This is a genomic window from Providencia sp. wls1914, from assembly GCF_009706645.1.
Taxonomy (GTDB): Bacteria; Pseudomonadota; Gammaproteobacteria; order Enterobacterales; family Enterobacteriaceae; genus Providencia; species Providencia zhijiangensis.
Genome location: NZ_WLUN01000016.1, coordinates 337,919 through 355,219, shown reverse-complemented (window position 1 = coordinate 355,219; position 17,301 = coordinate 337,919). Strand labels below are relative to the sequence as shown.

15 protein-coding genes and 5 pseudogenes are annotated in these 17,301 nt (G+C 40.3%); 12 read left to right on the top strand and 8 right to left on the bottom strand.

Features of this window, described 5'->3' with window-relative positions:
- Positions 1–71: 71 nt before the first annotated feature.
- Entirely contained in the window at positions 72–335 is a 264-nt protein-coding gene (locus GKR74_RS12305; RefSeq protein WP_036947975.1) for a DUF3811 domain-containing protein, read from the top strand.
- 173 nt (positions 336–508) lie between these two features.
- Complete coding sequence (gene gss, locus GKR74_RS12300) at positions 509–2,383, top strand: bifunctional glutathionylspermidine amidase/synthase (RefSeq protein WP_154603789.1); 1,875 nt, start codon at positions 509–511, stop codon at positions 2,381–2,383.
- Between the two features lie 67 nt (positions 2,384–2,450).
- Here gss and GKR74_RS12295 read toward each other — a convergent pair whose 3' ends face one another.
- Positions 2,451–3,545 (bottom strand): porin, encoded by a 1,095-nt coding sequence (locus GKR74_RS12295; protein ID WP_154603788.1) that lies wholly within the window; start codon positions 3,543–3,545, stop codon positions 2,451–2,453.
- A 292-nt stretch (positions 3,546–3,837) separates the two neighbouring features.
- Between GKR74_RS12295 and GKR74_RS12290 the strand changes: the two genes are divergently transcribed.
- Together GKR74_RS12290 and GKR74_RS12285 are read left to right on the top strand one after the other, a co-directional pair.
- On the top strand, positions 3,838–4,587 hold the full coding sequence (locus GKR74_RS12290; RefSeq protein ID WP_154603787.1) for a DUF4184 family protein: 750 nt from the start codon (positions 3,838–3,840) through the stop codon (positions 4,585–4,587).
- A gap of 90 nt (positions 4,588–4,677) precedes the next feature.
- The gene (locus tag GKR74_RS12285; protein ID WP_154603786.1) at positions 4,678–5,376 is read left to right on the top strand and encodes a DUF3592 domain-containing protein; all 699 of its coding nucleotides are present in this window, start codon (positions 4,678–4,680) and stop codon (positions 5,374–5,376) included.
- Between the two features lie 50 nt (positions 5,377–5,426).
- Here the strand turns inward: GKR74_RS12285 and GKR74_RS12280 are convergent, their stop codons facing one another.
- Positions 5,427–6,617 carry an MFS transporter gene (locus GKR74_RS12280; protein WP_154603785.1) on the bottom strand — a complete coding sequence of 397 codons (1,191 nt, stop codon included), beginning with the start codon at positions 6,615–6,617 and terminating at the stop codon, positions 5,427–5,429.
- 90 nt (positions 6,618–6,707) lie between these two features.
- Positions 6,708–7,127: pseudogene (locus tag GKR74_RS12275) on the bottom strand (MerR family transcriptional regulator); the annotation flags it as partial.
- A 212-nt stretch (positions 7,128–7,339) separates the two neighbouring features.
- Here GKR74_RS12275 and GKR74_RS12270 point away from each other — a divergent pair.
- Positions 7,340–8,203, top strand: a pseudogene (locus tag GKR74_RS12270) (LysR substrate-binding domain-containing protein); the annotation flags it as partial.
- Between the two features lie 96 nt (positions 8,204–8,299).
- Here the strand turns inward: GKR74_RS12270 and GKR74_RS12265 are convergent.
- A complete protein-coding gene (locus GKR74_RS12265; protein ID WP_154603782.1) occupies positions 8,300–8,602 on the bottom strand; it encodes a putative quinol monooxygenase in 303 nt (100 codons plus the stop codon).
- A 220-nt stretch (positions 8,603–8,822) separates the two neighbouring features.
- On the opposite strand from GKR74_RS12265, the pseudogene yjjJ reads away from it, so the two are divergent.
- A pseudogene (gene yjjJ, locus GKR74_RS12260) lies at positions 8,823–10,121 on the top strand (type II toxin-antitoxin system HipA family toxin YjjJ); the annotation flags it as partial.
- A 63-nt stretch (positions 10,122–10,184) separates the two neighbouring features.
- Positions 10,185–11,072, top strand: coding sequence for a LysR substrate-binding domain-containing protein (locus tag GKR74_RS12255; RefSeq protein WP_154603780.1), 888 nt, complete (start codon positions 10,185–10,187; stop codon positions 11,070–11,072).
- Here GKR74_RS12255 and GKR74_RS12250 read toward each other — a convergent pair.
- Positions 11,061–11,777, bottom strand: a complete 717-nt coding sequence (locus GKR74_RS12250) for a sulfite exporter TauE/SafE family protein (protein ID WP_154603779.1) — start codon at positions 11,775–11,777, stop codon at positions 11,061–11,063. The genes GKR74_RS12255 and GKR74_RS12250 overlap by 12 nt on opposite strands.
- Before the next feature lie 221 nt (positions 11,778–11,998).
- Between GKR74_RS12250 and GKR74_RS12245 the strand changes: the two genes are divergently transcribed.
- From GKR74_RS12245 to GKR74_RS12235, 3 genes and pseudogenes are all read left to right on the top strand, one after another.
- Positions 11,999–12,310, top strand: coding sequence for an antibiotic biosynthesis monooxygenase family protein (locus GKR74_RS12245; RefSeq protein WP_154603778.1), 312 nt, complete (start codon positions 11,999–12,001; stop codon positions 12,308–12,310).
- A gap of 2 nt (positions 12,311–12,312) precedes the next feature.
- Positions 12,313–12,693 (top strand): annotated as a pseudogene (locus tag GKR74_RS12240) (amino acid-binding protein); the annotation flags it as partial.
- A 10-nt stretch (positions 12,694–12,703) separates the two neighbouring features.
- Entirely contained in the window at positions 12,704–13,405 is a 702-nt protein-coding gene (locus tag GKR74_RS12235) for an ArsR/SmtB family transcription factor (protein WP_230089152.1), read from the top strand.
- On the opposite strand, the gene GKR74_RS18300 is transcribed toward GKR74_RS12235, so the two are convergent.
- Positions 13,395–13,526 (bottom strand): hypothetical protein, encoded by a 132-nt coding sequence (locus GKR74_RS18300; protein WP_442959347.1) that lies wholly within the window; start codon positions 13,524–13,526, stop codon positions 13,395–13,397. The two genes, GKR74_RS12235 and GKR74_RS18300, sit on opposite strands and share 11 nt — an antisense overlap.
- 220 nt (positions 13,527–13,746) lie before the next feature.
- Here GKR74_RS18300 and bla point away from each other — a divergent pair, with 220 nt between their 5' ends.
- Positions 13,747–14,604 carry a class A beta-lactamase gene (gene bla, locus GKR74_RS12225; protein WP_154603776.1) on the top strand — a complete coding sequence of 286 codons (858 nt, stop codon included), beginning with the start codon at positions 13,747–13,749 and terminating at the stop codon, positions 14,602–14,604.
- A gap of 45 nt (positions 14,605–14,649) precedes the next feature.
- Here bla and GKR74_RS12220 read toward each other — a convergent pair whose 3' ends face one another.
- Both GKR74_RS12220 and GKR74_RS12215 read right to left on the bottom strand, forming a co-directional pair.
- Positions 14,650–15,099, bottom strand: coding sequence for a type II toxin-antitoxin system YhaV family toxin (locus GKR74_RS12220; protein ID WP_154603775.1), 450 nt, complete (start codon positions 15,097–15,099; stop codon positions 14,650–14,652).
- A 5-nt stretch (positions 15,100–15,104) separates the two neighbouring features.
- Positions 15,105–15,440, bottom strand: a complete 336-nt coding sequence (locus GKR74_RS12215) for a type II toxin-antitoxin system PrlF family antitoxin (RefSeq protein WP_154603774.1) — start codon at positions 15,438–15,440, stop codon at positions 15,105–15,107.
- A 700-nt stretch (positions 15,441–16,140) separates the two neighbouring features.
- Between GKR74_RS12215 and GKR74_RS12210 the strand changes: the two are divergent.
- Positions 16,141–17,261: pseudogene (locus GKR74_RS12210) on the top strand (ribosomal protein uL16 3-hydroxylase).
- Positions 17,262–17,301: the final 40 nt, after the last annotated feature.

The window sequence follows — 17,301 nt, the reverse complement described above, 5'->3', positions numbered from 1 at the left end:
CTTATCTGGGACGAAAAGAGAACGGAGTGCTATATTGGAAGTCGTCTTTCAACTTTCGAAGGAGTAATGACATGAAAACCCTAACACTGCAAGAGATGACTGAAACGCAAAGAATGCGGGTGAGGCAACGACTGGCTCAAGAGCGTAAAAGTTTAGGGCGCGAGTTGACCAATTCAGAAGAAAGCAAAGTCAAAAAATTGATCATTACCGAAATCTCGGCTGAAGTTGAAAAAGAAGCCAAAGCCTTAAGAACCCAGAAGAAAAAAGAGCGCGTAACTGGAAGCAATGTGACTTACAACTGGTCATCTAATAACCATACTCGCGGTTATCGCTAGCAAGTTTTTTGTCGTAAATTCAACATCAACACCGCAAAGCACCTATTAAGTAGGTGCTTTTTTTATGTCATGAAAAAACACAGTGTTTTGATTATTACAAGCGTATACTGATTATTAGCATTCTTATAATTGCAATTTAAATAATATCAGTGAGCTGTAATAGGAGTCTGGTCATGACAGAAGAACACGAACCGTTTGGCACTTTACTTGGCTACGCCCCCGGTGGTGTTGCAATTTACTCTTCCAATTACAGTTCCATTCCCGATTTAGGTGAACGGGACGATATCTCGTTTCGCAGTTATATCAATAATGAATATATGGGATATAAATGGCAATGCGTTGAATTCGCTCGCCGTTTTCTCTATCTCAATTATGGCGTGGTATTCACCGATGTTGGCATGGCATATGAGATTTTTTCATTACGTTTCTTACGTCATGTAGTGGATGACGGTATCTTGCCATTGCGCGCGTATCAAAATGGCAGCCAAATGAAACCCACTGCAGGAAGTTTACTGATTTGGGCGGAAGGTGGTGAATTTGAGCATACTGGGCATGTTGCTGTGATCACTCATGTGCTTGAGAATAAAGTGCGAATTGTGGAACAAAATGTTTTACACCATAAACTTCCTGCCGGACAGCAGTGGACCCGAGAACTCCCACTAAGCGTCGATAATGGAAGTTATACATTGTCTGATACATTCACCGATACGACGATCCTCGGTTGGATGATACAAACGGATAATAACCAGTATGCTTATAAAGAACCTGAAATTAATCCACAATTAATGGAGCTGCACGCGGCTCAGTTGGGTAGCCAAATCAACTTCAATCAAAGCTGGTTAGATGAATCTAACCCGATTGAATTAGCTTATATAAAGGCTAACCATGGGCATAAATTGAATGCCAATCCCCATGAATATTTCACGATTTCCAGTACTGCCGAAAATCAACTAATGCAGGCAACAAATGAAGTTCATCTGATGTATTTGCATGCGACTGAAAAAGTCCTCAAAGATGACAACTTACTGAAACTTTTCAATATCCCCGAAATTCTCTGGCCACGTTTGCGTTTATCATGGCAAAACCGCCGTCATGATATGGTGACGGGTCGCCTTGATTTTTGTATGGACCATCGTGGATTGAAAGTTTATGAATACAATGCGGATTCAGCTTCTTGCCATAGTGAAACCGGGTTAATTATTGATAAATGGTCAAAAGTAGGCGATATCACCGCGGGCTGGAATCCTGGTGAACGACTGCAAGAGTTACTTACGGATACATGGAAACACACTACTGCAAAACCGTTTATTCACATCATGCAAGATAAAGATAGTGAAGAGGATTATCACGCGCTATTTATGGCTCAATCCATCACGGCCGCAGGTTTTGAATGCAAAATCATCCATGGTTTGGATGAGTTGGTTTGGAATGAAACGGGCCAAGTGGTGGATGGTGAAGGGCGAGTGCTTCAATGTGTATGGAAAACATGGGCATGGGAAACCGCTCTGGAGCAGTTACGCCAAGAGAGCGAAAGTGACCTTTCTGGTCTACCTATCTTAACCGGTCACCCTCATCATAATGATGTCCGGCTGATTGATGTGCTGTTGCGTCCAGAAATTCGTGTTTTTGAACCGTTATGGACGGTGATCCCTGGAAATAAATCAATCCTGCCGATTCTATGGTCACTGTTCCCGCATCATCCATATTTATTGGATACGGATTTTGAAATTAACGATGAGCTACGCCAAACAGGGTATGCCGTGAAGCCTATCGCAGGGCGTTGTGGTAATAATATTGGGCTGGTTGATCATCAAGACGATATTCTGGATGAAACTTGTGGGCAATTTGCCCATCAAGAGAATGTTTATCAGCAATTATGGTGTTTACCGAAAGTGGCAGAACGTTATATTCAGGTCTGCACATTCACTGTAGGAGGGCATTATGGTGGTGCATGTTTACGTTCTGATCCTTCTTTAGTTATTAAGAAGGACAGCGACATAGAACCGCTTTGGGTGCTTGAAGACGATGACTATCTGAAGCAAAACTAATAAGAATAAAAGCAAAAAAATGGCGCTATCTTTAATACTGAAGATAGCGCCACTTTCGAGATATAGATTAGAACTGGTACACTAAACCCAGACCTAAGACATTATCAGTATTGATGTTGTGATCACGAGTGAACTCATTTTTATTCAATAAGTTAATTTTGTAATCAACGACAGCGGACATGTTGTTGTTGAACTCATAAGCTGCGCCAACAGCCAGGTATTTTACTAAATCTTTGCTGCCATATTCGCCAAGATCTTTCCCTTTAGATTGGTTATAACCAATTGAAGGGGTTAAACCGAAATCTAAGGTATAAGTCGCAACAACTTCTAAGTTTTCTGTTTTATTAGCAACGGCTTCAGCATCATCTTCTCCGTAGCGAGTTGCATTCAGTGCTTGACCATACATAGCTGCGATGTAAAGGTCTTCCCACTCAAATTTACCCCCGACGTTCCACACTTGCGCGCGTTCGCCTTTTGCTCCAATAGCACCATCACGCTGGCTTGGTGTACGACTTGAGTTTGCATAGCTTCCCCCTAAGGTGACGCCGTAACCTAATTCATAAGCGGTTGATAAACCATAACCATCACCGTTATTTTTTAGTGCATCTTCACCAGAGGATTTATTCTGATCGCCATTTTTGCCTTGGTATTGCAAGGCAAAGCTTAAGCCATCAACATAGCCGAACATGTTATTGTTACGATAAGTCAACAAGTTACGGTTGCGTCCCATCATGAAATTATCTTCTTGATCCATGGTATCCGCGCCCCAAAGTGGGAGAACATCAGTCCATGCATTGACATCGTAGTTCACACCATAATTGCGACCGTAATCCAAAGAACCAAAATCAGCGAATTTTAAACCAGCATAAGCTAAACGGTTTTGGTTTTCATGGTCACTTTCTGATTTGTTGGTTGGAGTTTCCCATTCAAAACGGCCATAACCTGTGAGTTGGTCGTTGATTTGAGTATCACCACGGAATCCTAAACGAACGCGTGAATCATCACCATCTTCACCACTTTTTGAGTCGGCGATATAGTGGCGAACATCAACTTGTCCATAGACATCAAACTTGTTGCCGTCTTTGTTATAAACTTCTGCCGCGTTAGCTACGCCTGCGACTGCCAGAGTTGTGATAAGTGTTGCTAATTTACTGTATTTCATATAAAAACCCTTTAAACCACGTATAAAACAGTTGATTTTGTGTATGCATAGGAAATCAACCGCGCTTATTATCAACGGAAGGTATCAATTCAGGCAATATATAATTAAATGAGAATCATTCAATAAGTCGATTCTACTGAACTAAATATAACTACTCGCAAATTATTTCGTAAAACCGCTATTTGGGGAGTGCGGATGGAGGAAGGGGATTTCAGGATTATCGTATAGTGAACTGGAACGGCAACATTTAGAATGTGATGCATACCAGATGGTCATAGAAGGATAATAATTGATGCCATGGACGTTTTCTCATCCTGCTGTTGTTTTTCCTATTAAGCATTCTTTCTTGGGAAAATGGCTAAGTTTACCTGCGATGATCCTTGGGAGTTTGAGCCCAGATTTATTATATTCGTTTGGATTGTATCGATTAGCTTCAGAAGCTCATCATATTGTGGGATGGCTATCTATTGGGTTACCTCTTTGCTTTATTATTTATGTCATTATTCTGAAGCTGGCTTCGCCATTATCAACCGTTATACCTTTTGTGATTAAAAAAACACAGGCCTGGTCTATCCTCAGTATTTGTATTCTCGCTATATCTTTCTTTATTGGCGCATTAACGCACATTGTTTGGGACTCTTTTACGCACGATACAGGCACAATGGTGCGAGAATGGTCATTCTTACAATTAAATTTATCCATGACCGATAAACAAGAAATTGCGATTTATAAAGTGTTGCAACACGCGGGATCATTATTAGGTTTGCTGTATTTAAGTTATCAATATTGGCGATATTATCGAAAGCAGACAAAAGTACAGCAAAACATTGATAACCAAAAACTCAAAAAGATAATAGGGATTGGGACTGCTTCCTTACTATTCGCACTGCCGATTGCCTATTACCTCACACCCAAATTACCCAATTTTCACTTTAACCGCTTCGTTTATTTAGAACTTACCATGACGGTGCCATTTTTCTTTGGTGGTTTAGTTATTTATGGGATATGGGTAAATTTCCATCAGTACGGTAAACAGTCTTAAATATCACCATTAATTCACACTTATCTGAAATTAATTATTGATTTGTTCCATAATAGAAGCCAATGAAAACTCAACTAAAGGAATACAAGGGTGAAGATTAAAAATATCATATTTACGGTTTTTTTAGTGATTGGGATCCTATTTCTGCTTGGTACCGCATTCTCGCTCTATTCCAGCATGAATATGACAAAAAATGGGGTAGAAACAACAGGGATTGTGACTGATCTGGATGTCAGTGTTTCAGAGGATAAATCAAAAAGCTATTTCCCGATTATTGAATTTACGACGCAAGATAATCAAAAAATTGAATTTCGCTCTTCCATGGGTAGCAGTAGCTATCGTGGCAGCATAGGGCAATCTATTGATGTGTTGTATGATCCAACTAACCCCCATGATGCGGTGATTAATTCTTTCTTTGGAATTTACGCGTTAAGTATTTTTTGTGGTATTTTCGGCGTTGTATTTACATTAATTGGCGGTGTTCCGTTTGCTTTTGGTATGGTAGGTAAAAAGAAAAATACGCGCTTATTACGTGAAGGTACACCAATCCAAGTAAAAATTACTGGGGTTGAAGAAAATACGATGATCCAGATAAACAAGCAGTCGCCATACCAAATTTTGGCGGATGTGCATGATAAAAGCACGAATACAATCAAGCGTTATAAGAGTGAAAATATTTATTTTGACCCATCGCCATATATTGATAGAGAAACAGTCACAATTTACCTCGATAAGAATAATGCCAATAAATATTATATGGATATAAGCTTCCTACCAAAAATGAAATAGTGAAGGTTAGCCGCCTCGATGAATTTAGGTTCGAGGCGGTTATTTTTACACTAAGATTTAGCCAATTCGGGTGTTTCACTCATACTACGACGAAGCAATAGCATCACGGAAAAAATAGCCAGGCCCACAATAAATCCAATCATATTGGTCACTTGCCAGCCGACAAAATAAAAGGCGACTCCCGCTAATAAGCTGCCAATAGCACCAAAACCAAAAATAAGAAAATCGGTCATTCCCTGTATTTTACCTCGTTCATGATCGCGGTATGTTCGCGGTAATAAGTGTGTGGTGCCAATTAAAATACAATTCCAGGCAAGTCCTACTAGTGTCATTGATATTAAAAAGTGCGTATAACTGGCCCCCGTTAAATTTAATAAATTCGCCACCATCAGGCAGGCTATTCCCAACCACAAGAAAGGTTTTACGCCAAAGCGACTGATCAAATGTCCTGTAAAAAAGGAAGGGGCAAACATACCTAAAATATGGCATTGGAAAACAAAGGCGATGGAAGTGAATGTAAAGTCTTGAGCTTTCATTGCCAATGGAAATGCGCCGACCATGTAAACGACCAAGGCATAACTTATTGCGCTAACGAAAGCGATTAAAATAAGTAATGGTTGAGAGTAGAGTTTTGAATATGAACGCGCTTGTGGAACATCTGCAGAAAATGTCGTTTTACGCTGAGTTGTTAACGGGATCATTAATAAAAGTATAAATGCCAAAATATAAATGATCGTCAGTGCCGCGAAGGTGCCCATAAATGGATATTGGGCAATAAGTGTGCGTGTTGACATCGCTAATGTAGGCCCTACTAATACCGCGACAATACCACCACTCATGACTAATCCGATGGCTTTTGCACGCAGAGCAATTGGCGCTTCTTCTAAAGCGGCGAAGCGATATTGTTGAGCTGTACCAATCGCGATACCTGTAAAAAAAGTTCCCAGAGAAAATAGCCAAAAACTTTGAGTGTAAATACCTGAAATAGCGAAAATTGCGCCCATTAATCCACCAATATTTCCCAACATAAAGCCAGCTCGACGGCCAAATCGCATCATGAAATGCGCCATGGGAATGGAGGCTAAAATCAAGCCAATATATTGTGACAATAGAGGGATGGTTGCATAGGCTGAGTCATCCGCTAATTGCGAACCAATCAGCACAGCAACAGAAAGAACGAGGGCATTACCCGTTGTAAATAATGCGAGAGCGGCGGCGAGCCAAAAAACTGAGCGAGGCATAATCATTCCTTATTGTTCATAAAAATCAACAATAGTAGAGGGAGAAAACGAATATGCCGGATGATACAACTTCAAGTTAACTTTAAGTCAAGCGAGGTTTTTGGCCAATTTTGCGATATTTTGTTTTAAGCTGGTAGAGAGAATTTTTTGGAACTTAGGGCACTGTAAATGGTTATCTGCTGAGCACTGTTCGATATGCTGTAACCCTTGTTTAAGCTTTTGGAGTTCTTGGATTTTCTGATCAATTTCATCTATTTTTTCTCGCAAAATAGGGCGTTCAATTCCATTTTCTGGCAGGCGATTTAGCATGTTTGCTATTTCATCCAGTGAAAATTGAGCCTGTTTAGCAAGAATAATAAGGGAAAGATGAGTAAGAACTTCAGGGGCATACAACCGAGTTAAACCTTTTCGGCCAATCGGTTGAATCAAACCTTTGCTTTCATAGAAGCGAATAGTTGCAGAGGTAAGGCCGGTTAATTCAGCAACGCGAGTAATAGTGAGCGTTTTCATGATGATTGACCTTGAAATGAGTATCCTATAGCTAATGGAGATAAATTCGGACTTGGAATTACTTTGATAAATGTACACCAAAATAGTCAATGACGAGACAGATGATTGCGTTGTCTGTGCTTCTTCCTTTAAAAATATCGATTCAGTGGTTATTATCGTTTCATAAAAATGAATTATTATTAAATAATAATACTGATTATCAGGATGATTAAATGCCGAAAAGACCGCTCACCTTTGATTCTGACGCTTTACGTTCCTTTGTTACAGGGATTGAATTAGGCAGCTTTGCATTAGCGGCTGCGCGGTTAGGGCGTTCTACATCTTCCATTAGCGCTCAATTGAAAAAACTTGAACAACAAGCTGGCACTGATTTAGTTCAAAAATCAGGTCGAAATTTAGTGCTAACACCGCGCGGGGAAATCATGTTTAGCTATGCACGCCGGTTGTTAGAGTTAAATGATGAAGCGAGTTCTGCTTTAGCTGCATGTGGCCTTCAAGGGGAAGTGCGGGTCGGTTTTCAAGAGGATTTTGGTGAAGTACTTTTGCCGCCGGTGCTGAGCCAATTTTCTCGCGCGCATCCTGATGTGCAAATATCAGCAACAGTCACGCAAAACCCACCGCTTATTCGGTCAATATTAGAGAATAAACTGGATCTCGTGCTTTGTTGGCATGGTAATGATGAAACGGCATTTTGTGAGTCTTTAGGTCAATTATCCCTACGTTGGATTGGCTCCCCGAAGTTCGATCTTTCGTATTATCTGAACAATAATATACCGTTACCGCTATTGGTCTTTGATGCGCCATGCCTTATGCGCATGAAAGCCATTATGGCTTTAGATAAAGCAGGTATTCCATGGAGAATTGCCTTCACTAGCGGAAGTTTAAGTGGAATATGGGCGGCTGCCGCGGCGGGTTTAGGTATTACATTAAGAACTGAAATTGGCGTACCTTCATCGTTACAACTCTATGATTTATTTGAGTTACCAGACGTTGGGTATATGGGCGTTAACTTGCATCGAGCTGAAGAAAAAATGTCTGAAGCGGTAGCATCGTTGTATCACACGATTACCGAATTTGTTGCGGATAAAATCATCGCGTGATGAAGATTAGCTTCTGTATGAAGATAGTTTTTATATAAAGACAGATTTCCATCACGCGAAAGGATTGGCACATTAAATTTGTATAAAACTGAATTCACCACCACGAATAAATTGCACATTGAATAAGCCATTTTCAATGCATGCTTTCATTAACGGAACATATTTTTTGACATGTTCTTGTGCTAAATGAATATCCAGAACGTCTTGGTTTTCCCAGCGCTCAATCGTGATAAATGTTTCTCCATCAATAAAGGATTCATATTGAAGGCAGCCAGTTTCTTTATGTGAATATTCATACTGTAAAATGTCTGCAATACGCCTAAGTTCATCTTTTTTATCAGCTAAAATAGTCGCTTTTACGATAGCGGTAATCATATCTAAACCTTAATTATTTTGTTTATCTTGGGATAGACGACAATATAAATAATCAAGCTCATTTTAAAAATCAGATAATTTTTGATACAGGATCCTGAATATCAGGATGATTGATAGAGCAAAAGTTAGAGATCTCAGAAAGATGACAATACTGAAAATAGCTGCTAAATTATCTATTCATTCATCTATTCATTTATTTATTCATTAAGCGGCTAATACCATGACCAATCGCTCTGAGATGATACGTCAGTTACTCCGTAACGGACCAACAACAGCAAGGCAAATAACTGATATAATGAATATTAGTCAGCCAACTTTGTCTCGAGCGCTAAAAGTATTAGGTGACGATATTGTCCGAATTGGTGCTGCATCCTCTATTCAATATGCATTGCGTGATACGTTTCGAGGGTTTAATTCTGCTCCTATTTATCGCATCACAGAAGAAGGAACATTACGACCTCTAGGTCAGTTGATTCCTGTTTATCCAGATGGATTTGTTATGGAGCAGGTTGATGGAGTATGCCTTCATAGTGATGGCTTACCATGGTGGCTATTTGATATGCGCCCACAAGGATACCTTGGTCGAGCTTATGCATCCGCCTATTCAACGCAACTTGGAATATCGCCAAACCCAGATCGCTGGTCAGACTCCGATATTATAAGAGCCTTGCTCGCTCATGGGCATGATGCAGTAGGAAACTTATTAATTGGGGAACAGGCAAGAAACCAATTTCTGGAAATGCAGGCACCAACTCCTGTTGATCGAGCCGCGGTGTATCCAACATTAGCGCGAGCGGTTAGCTCGGGTGAGGCTCCTGGTTCATCCGCAGGCGGTGAGCAACCAAAATTTTGTACTTACACTGAACGAGGTCATGTCATCGTAAAATTTACGGCTCTTGATGATAACCCTGTAAGTGAACGTTGGCGTGATCTGCTACAAGCTGAACATCTAGCATTAAAAGTGCTGGGAGTAGAAACAGAGGTGTTTGATTTTGAAGGTCAACGCTTCCTTGAAATTCCTCGATTCGATCGCATTGGTTTACTCGGCCGTCGAGGGCTTTTTTCTTTACAAGCTCTGGATGCAGAATTTGTAGGGCGGGCAAGGGAGCCTTGGCCTGTGTTGGTTAATGAATTAGTTAAGCAAAAACATGTACATCCCGATGCTATCACCAGTACAGCACGGCTTTGGGCATTTGGTATGCTTATCGGTAATACCGATATGCATCATGGTAATCTATCGTTTATTAGTAGCCATGGCCGTCCATACCATCTTGCACCAGCTTACGATATCCTACCTATGGGGTTTGCGCCTAAGTCGGGTGGTGAAATCGTCAATACTCTTAGGTCAGTAACACTACTTGAGGGGATCAGTAGAAAAACTTGGCGGGAAGCGTTGGAATTAGCTGAGACGTTTTTTACTTTAGCCAATGATTGCGACTGTTTTTCTGAAAACTTTGCTTTATGCTTACAAACGTTACGCGGTCACATCGATGAGGCCAGTTCGCGGATATCAAGACTTGCTGATGAGCTATGATGCTAAAACTTAGCCTAAGTATGGGTTATAAACATTTTCGGAGCGATTATGCGTTTTGATATGGTTGATTTACGGTTATTTGTAAATACCCACAAAGCTGGGAGTATTACAGCAGGGGCCAATTTATCTAATTTAAGTTTGCAATCAGCCAGTGAACGTATTCGAGGTATGGAAAATGAGCTTGGTGTTTTATTATTGACGCGCTCTTCGTCGGGGATCAAACTGACAAATGCAGGGTTGGCATTATTAAATCATGCGAATCAGGTGCTATTGCAAATCGACCATATGCGCAGTGAATTGCGACAATACAGCCAAGGTCTACGAGGGTATATTGATTTATTATGCAATTCTTCAGCACAAGCTGGTTTTCTTCCAAAAAAATTAGCGGACTATCTGCAAAAATACGCGAATATTAGCGTTGGGATCCGTGAAATGCCGAGTGAAAAAATCATCAGTAGCCTCAATAATCAAATGGCAAACTTAGGGATTGTTGCAAATCCGTCGTCATTATATGACTTGGAATTTAAGTTCTTGTGTGATGACCACTTGGTTGTTTTCGCGCCATTATCTAAATCTAACGATTTAAATGATCAAAACATCTTTTCACTCAGCCAAATTGACCATCATGATTTTATTGGGCTTTCTCAAGGCAATGCTTTGCAGGATTATATTGACCATCATGCACAAAACTTGGGGACTACATTAAATTATCGTATGCGTTTAGCAACAATGGATGCGGTGATGCAATTAGTGAGTGAAGGGCTTGGCTATGCCATTTTACCGAGACAAGTAATATCTCGGTTTATCGGAATATATCCAGGAAATATCGTCCCTTTATCTGATGAATGGGCAAAGCGCAAATTGTATATTTGCGCCCGAAGATTTGATGAATTACCGAGTTATATGGATGAGTTTGTTAAGTTTTTACTTGAATAACATATAAACGCCCAATGCGATTAATCCAAAGAAAAAACAGCGTCTAAATATTTTTTCACTAATCAAATTTCTACAATATTGACCTGCGTACATACCAATAATTGCTGGAATAAGTGCAATTGAAGAGGTGTAATAATCTATAGTCTCACTACTATTTTCCCTTATTAATAAGATGGCTAACGCAATTGTTGACGCGGTAAACGCGAGACCTAATGTTTGTATTAATTCATTTTTATTAAGATTTAATGATTGTAAATAAGGAACGGCAGGGATAACAAAAACCCCCGTGGCTGCGGTAATAACCCCAGTGATATAACCAATTAGTGGGGATAGCCATCGTTCATTTTTACTCGATATTGACGATTTAGGGAGGAACATGGCCACCAGTCCATAAATGATTAATATCAGACCCAGTGCAGGAAATACCCATTCTGATGCTGAGCTCAATTTTGGTAATGGGCTATAAACAGTGCCAATAAAAATCGCGATAATAAATAAGTAAAATCGTCGAGCTAAGTTTAAAAACTTACCACCAATCATAAGCTGCCATATATTGGTGACGAAAGATGGAATAATCAGAATACTTGCTGCAACAGCAGGTTCCATGACCGTTGTTAACAAACCCATAGATAGTGTTGGTAAGCCTAGTCCAATAACGCCTTTAACAAATCCCGCAAAAAAAAAGATCACTAAAATTAATGCCATATAGGGTTCACTTTTGAATTGATGAGTATTGCTTAAAGGGTAATAAATTAAATAACAATAACCTATACGGATTATTTTTAGGGGAGCTAAGGAAAATACAGAGCAAGGCTTTCAGCAAATTATGGCTATTATTGCGCTCAATGTTTGTCATTTCGATGGTTATCGAAGTGATATTAATACGAGATTGATAACCTATTTAACGGTTAACAAGGAGACATAAAATGATCGCAGTGATATTTGAAGCACGTATTGCACCGAATAAACAGGGACGTTATTTATCTTTAGCAGAAAAATTAAAGCCGTTACTGAGCGATATTGAAGGGTTTATTTCAATCGAGCGTTTTCAAAGCTTATCGAACGAGGGCAAGATATTGTCACTGTCATGGTGGGAAAGCGAATCGGCAGTTTTGCAATGGAAACAAAATATTTTGCACATGGATGCTCAACAAGAAGGCCGCGAAACGATTTTTGATTTCTACAAAATCAGTATTGTTAATATGGTTCGAGAATATGCGTTTGAAAAGGATAAATAATAATGTTTGATATTCATGTGGTTTTAGACGGCAAACCAGGGCAATTGGCGCTGTTAGGAAAAACATTAGGTAATAACCATGTCGGTTTGGAAGGTGGCGGAGTATTTACCGTCGATGGGAAAAGCCATGCACATTTTCTTGTTAAGGATGGGATAAAAGCGAAAACTGTTTTAGAATCGATGGGATTATCTGTCGAAATTAACAAACCGATTATTCGTAAATTAAGACAGGAAAAGCCGGGGGAGCTAGGGGAAATAGCACAAATATTAGCGGATCATGATGTGAATATTTTAGTGCAATATAGCGACCATGCTAATCAGTTAATACTGATTACCGATAAAGTGGATATTGCTGAGTTAATCACGCGTCCTTGGGTGGTAGAGAATTTTTTGAATGACCATAAAAACACCAACAATGACTGATACCTCCACATTAGAATTATCTATAGCCGCGATTGGAGCGGCTATTTCTGATAGTTCTAGGGTAAAAATACTGTGCGCTTTAATGGATGGAAGGGCGTGGACAGCAACGGAGCTAGGCGTAGTTGCGGAAATTTCAGCATCAACAGCGAGCAGTCACTTAACAAAGTTATTGGACAACCAACTGATCACGGTTATTTCCCAAGGAAAATATCGCTATTTTCGAATTGCGAATGAAAGCGTTGCCAATATGATTGAAAGTATCATGGGATTATCTGCAAGCAATGCCTCTCAAGCCAAAATAATGACACCGCCGAACTTAAGAAAATCTCGAACTTGTTATAACCACTTGGCCGGTGAAGTGGCTGTTCATATTTATGATGCACTTAGGCAGCAAAACTGGCTCATTGAGAATGGAACCGAGATTACGTTATTAGGTATTGAGAGCTTTAGAAAAATGGGGCTCGATTTTAATTTCAAGCATTCAACAAAGGTTTGTTGCCCATGTTTAGATTGGAGTGAGCGACGTTTTCATTTAGGCGGGCAAGTTGGTGCGGCTTTTCTTGTGCATGCCGAAAAGCAAGGCTGGCTGTTCAGGCATGCGGGTTATAGAGAAGTGACTATCAGTGAAAAAGGGCGTAGGGCGTTTGCGAAATACTTTGGTATTAATCATTAAGATATATTTCGACCCGTTCTTTTCCTTTGCCGATATTCACTCTTTTTAACCAAATGGTACCAATTTCAGCTGTGGATCTGACGTGTGTGCCGCCACAGGGAACTTTAGAAAACCCTTCAATTTTCCAGTACCTACGCTCATTAATTTCATCATCAAACCCAGTCTGAATTTGATGATCCTCAAGATATAAGTTTTTCTATCAGCTACTAAAAAATATCATCATTTGTGAACTATACGAAAGGAAATATAATTTTTAATAAAAATAAGGCCCTACATAAATTAAATTTCAACTTATGCTGAAATAAACTCATTATATAAATATCGACTATCAAAGGTTTACTATGACTTTACGATTTAAAATATTCGCCGCATTGGTTTTAAGCATGCCTATTGTGTCCTCTGCATTTGCTTTGACTTTACAGGAACAAGTTAAACAATACGAAAAAGAGGGTTGGAAGGTTGGTTTGTCAATTCTATTTTCAAATGATAAAGCGATTTCAATCAATGGGGAACAACGTTTCCCGTTAGATAGTACTGTAAAATCAATTGCTTGTGCTAACGCCCTGGCAAAGGTTGATGCAAAGAAACTTTTATTAAGTCATTCGATGATAGTGACGGAAGAAAATATTGTGACATATTCACCCGTTGCTAAAGATTATATGAATAAGTCATTTACGCTTGAACAAGCTTGTAAAGCTGCCAATGAATACAGTGATAATACGGCCGCTAATTTTGCTATTTTCTCGGGCGGGGGGCCAGAAGCTCTGACGGCATTTATGAGAGCAATAGGAGATACGGTGACTCGTTCTGACCGATATGAGCCAGAATTGACTGTCAATCCCGAAGGTGATCTGCGAGATACAACGACTCCTGATGCAATGAGCAAGAGTATCAAGAAAATTTTGACTGGCGAAGTTCTCAGCAATTCATCTAAAGAGCAATTAAAAGAATGGATGGTCAATAATAAAGTTGCTGACAATATGCTTAGAGCGTCTCTTCCTAAAGGATGGAAAATTGCCGATAGGTCAGGTGCAAGTGAGTATGGCGTTAGAGGAATAACATCGATGGTCTGGTCAGATAATCATGAGCCTGTATTTATCAGCATTTATGTAAGAAAAGCGGATACTTCTTTGGATGAACGCTCAGAAGTGATTCGTGTTCTAGGTTCTCATATATTTGACGAATACCTTACTCACTAATAAGCAATAAAAGGCAGGGGTTCTATGAAAGAACCCCGATATTATTTACTTCGCGGCTTTAAGCAGCGCATCCCAGTCATCCGGTGGATGACCTTTTTTCAGCATTTTACCGAATACTTTATAGGCGTCCGTTTTACTGCCGTAAGTGCGCAGTGTGCTGTCATCATTAACCCATGCCAGAACAATGATTTTTTGGCTGAAATTATATCGGAAGAATAATCGGTACCGGCCATTACCAAATTTGGCTCTGGACCAGTTCGTGTATTTCTCACTGATGGCATTACCAGGCCTGAATTCCGGGGTGCGGGGATCACTTGTGATGTTCGCTATTGATCTCAGCAGATGAGCTAAAATCTTTGTGTCAGCTTTTTTCTGATAAGTATCCGGAAGCTTTACTTTTAGGTCTTTAACGCTTTGTACTAATTCATCATATTGTTCTTTGAAACACGGGTGGGCGTAGATTGCCCACCCGTTCAGGCATTCAGGAAAATCCATATTATTTATTCTTCGTCGATGATGTCATCGTCAAGGTTGACGTCCATATCAGCAACCAGTTCGAAACCACGGGACATATCGAGGTGTTGAACAGTCTGAGGATTATTTGTCATATCCTGCGCCAGAAAGTTGAGGAATGATGCCATAACCGGATCTTCCTTTTCATTCTGATGGCGTGATATCAGCACATCACCGGTGCTGAGCAATTTGTAATGGATACGGTCGCCGCCATGCAGGTGAAGTGCATCCCTGATGGGAGCGGGAATAGTGGTCTGATGGCGCTCTGTTAATTTAGAGTCTGCTTCAAGCGCAATATCTTCAGTACAGACGTAAGCAAGCATAAATTGCCTCCCTTTTTATGTACAACTTACAGTCTGATTATACGATTTTTTCAAAACAATGCAAATGCATTGCAATGCAACTGCATTGTGAAATGACATATCCAGTAAAATCACAGTTCTTTACATTGCTACGGCGGCGCCCAGAGATATTAGTATTCAGCGTTATGTAAGAACACTCAACGAAAAAATTTATGACACTTTCTATTCACTATCATTGAAAGGGTCCATCTCATGAAGTTATTGGTTATTGTGTCCCATTAATTCAATTTAACATAATATGCATTATGCGAACCTAAGTGTGAAATGAAGGAATCCAGCGTTTTGGCTGGTTAATCGTGTTGGTTCGTTTATCGCTTAAACTGCCTTTTATCTATGACCAATTAAGCTTTTAGCTGTCGCTTCATGTTCGCCAGTTAAAGTTCCATGAGATTTAAAATGTGAGCTTGGGGATCATACTGGCGTTGTTAACTTTGACGATTGAACTTCCTTACCCATTTTGTCATCGGTACTTTTAAATGACAGATCACCTCAATGCATTATGAATAAGTTAAGATTTTATTTAATAGCAAATGAAGCATCCAAAATACTAAAGCACAGACTACTCTCAAAAGTTATCACCCTACGTTTGACGCCAAACAAAAATATAGCGGTACATTACTTCTATAATGACTGGCTTATTTACTCATATAGATGTGGTCACATGGCTAACAAACTGAATCTTAACTGGCCTGAATTTTTAGAAAAATACTGGCAGAAAAAACCCGTTGTATTGAAAAATGCATTTCCTGATTTTGTCGATCCTATCACTCCAGATGAACTGGCCGGTTTGGCGATGGAACCGGAAGTCGACAGCCGCCTAGTCAGTTTTATTGATAACAAATGGGAAGCGAGCCATGGCCCGTTTGAGGACTACAGCGAATTAGGCGAAAAAGGATGGTCGCTGCTAGTGCAAGCCGTCAACCATTGGCATATGCCTGCCGCTGAACTGGTGAAACCGTTCCGCGTACTGCCTGAATGGCGTCTTGATGACTTGATGATCTCCTATTCGGTGCCTGGCGGTGGTGTTGGGCCACACATTGATAACTATGATGTTTTCATCATCCAAGGAATGGGACGCCGCCGCTGGCGAGTCGGTGACGCCCTTCCCATGCGTCAGTTTTGCGCACATCCAGCATTATTGCATGTCGACCCGTTTGAGCCGATTATTGATGTAGAAATGGCGCCGGGCGATATTCTGTATATTCCGCCGGGATTCCCTCACGATGGTTTCACCTTCGAAGATACCATGAACTATTCTGTCGGATTTCGTGGCCCGACTGGGCGCGATTTGCTGAGTAGTTTTGCAGACTATGCGCTGGAACAGGATTTGGGCGGAATAAATTATGGCGATCCTGACCTGAAAGTCAGTAAAAATGCAGGAACCATGGAACCTCATGAGGTTGAACGCCTACGAGCAATGATGATTGAAATGGTCAACAAGCCCGGTGATTTTGAACAGTGGTTAGGCCGTTTTGCAACCACCCCTCGCCATGAGCTGGATATTGCCCCTGCAGAACCGCCGTATCAGCCGGAAGAAGTACTGAGCACTTTGAATGCCGGTGAAAAATTGATACGACTAAGTGGGTTGCGTGTTATGCGCATCGGAGATTATTTTTTGTGAATTCAGATGGTTGGGATACCTCAGAAATAAAGGGTGCCGACGCATTATGCCAGCTTACGGAAGTCGGAATGAATGAGCTCGGTGAAGCATTGGAGAACCCAATTTTTGTCGCTGAGTTGACCGAATTTATCAATCAGGGATATTGGTATTTCAAAGAGTAAATAACATCAGCCTAGCAAGATAAAACACCTGCAAACGGGT

Coding starts and splice junctions, on each gene's coding strand:
- GKR74_RS12305 (WP_036947975.1), top strand. CDS start 72: ATGAAAACCCTAACACTGCAAGAGATGACTGAAACGCAAAGAATGCGG.
- GKR74_RS12290 (WP_154603787.1), top strand. CDS start 3,838: ATGCCATGGACGTTTTCTCATCCTGCTGTTGTTTTTCCTATTAAGCAT.
- bla (WP_154603776.1), top strand. CDS start 13,747: ATGACTTTACGATTTAAAATATTCGCCGCATTGGTTTTAAGCATGCCT.
- GKR74_RS12255 (WP_154603780.1), top strand. CDS start 10,185: ATGCGTTTTGATATGGTTGATTTACGGTTATTTGTAAATACCCACAAA.
- GKR74_RS12265 (WP_154603782.1), bottom strand. CDS start 8,602: ATGATTACCGCTATCGTAAAAGCGACTATTTTAGCTGATAAAAAAGAT.
- GKR74_RS12215 (WP_154603774.1), bottom strand. CDS start 15,440: ATGCTTGCTTACGTCTGTACTGAAGATATTGCGCTTGAAGCAGACTCT.
- GKR74_RS12295 (WP_154603788.1), bottom strand. CDS start 3,545: ATGAAATACAGTAAATTAGCAACACTTATCACAACTCTGGCAGTCGCA.
- gss (WP_154603789.1), top strand. CDS start 509: ATGACAGAAGAACACGAACCGTTTGGCACTTTACTTGGCTACGCCCCC.
- GKR74_RS12250 (WP_154603779.1), bottom strand. CDS start 11,777: ATGGCATTAATTTTAGTGATCTTTTTTTTTGCGGGATTTGTTAAAGGC.
- GKR74_RS12245 (WP_154603778.1), top strand. CDS start 11,999: ATGATCGCAGTGATATTTGAAGCACGTATTGCACCGAATAAACAGGGA.
- GKR74_RS12220 (WP_154603775.1), bottom strand. CDS start 15,099: ATGGATTTTCCTGAATGCCTGAACGGGTGGGCAATCTACGCCCACCCG.
- GKR74_RS12235 (WP_230089152.1), top strand. CDS start 12,704: ATGACCATAAAAACACCAACAATGACTGATACCTCCACATTAGAATTA.
- GKR74_RS12280 (WP_154603785.1), bottom strand. CDS start 6,617: ATGCCTCGCTCAGTTTTTTGGCTCGCCGCCGCTCTCGCATTATTTACA.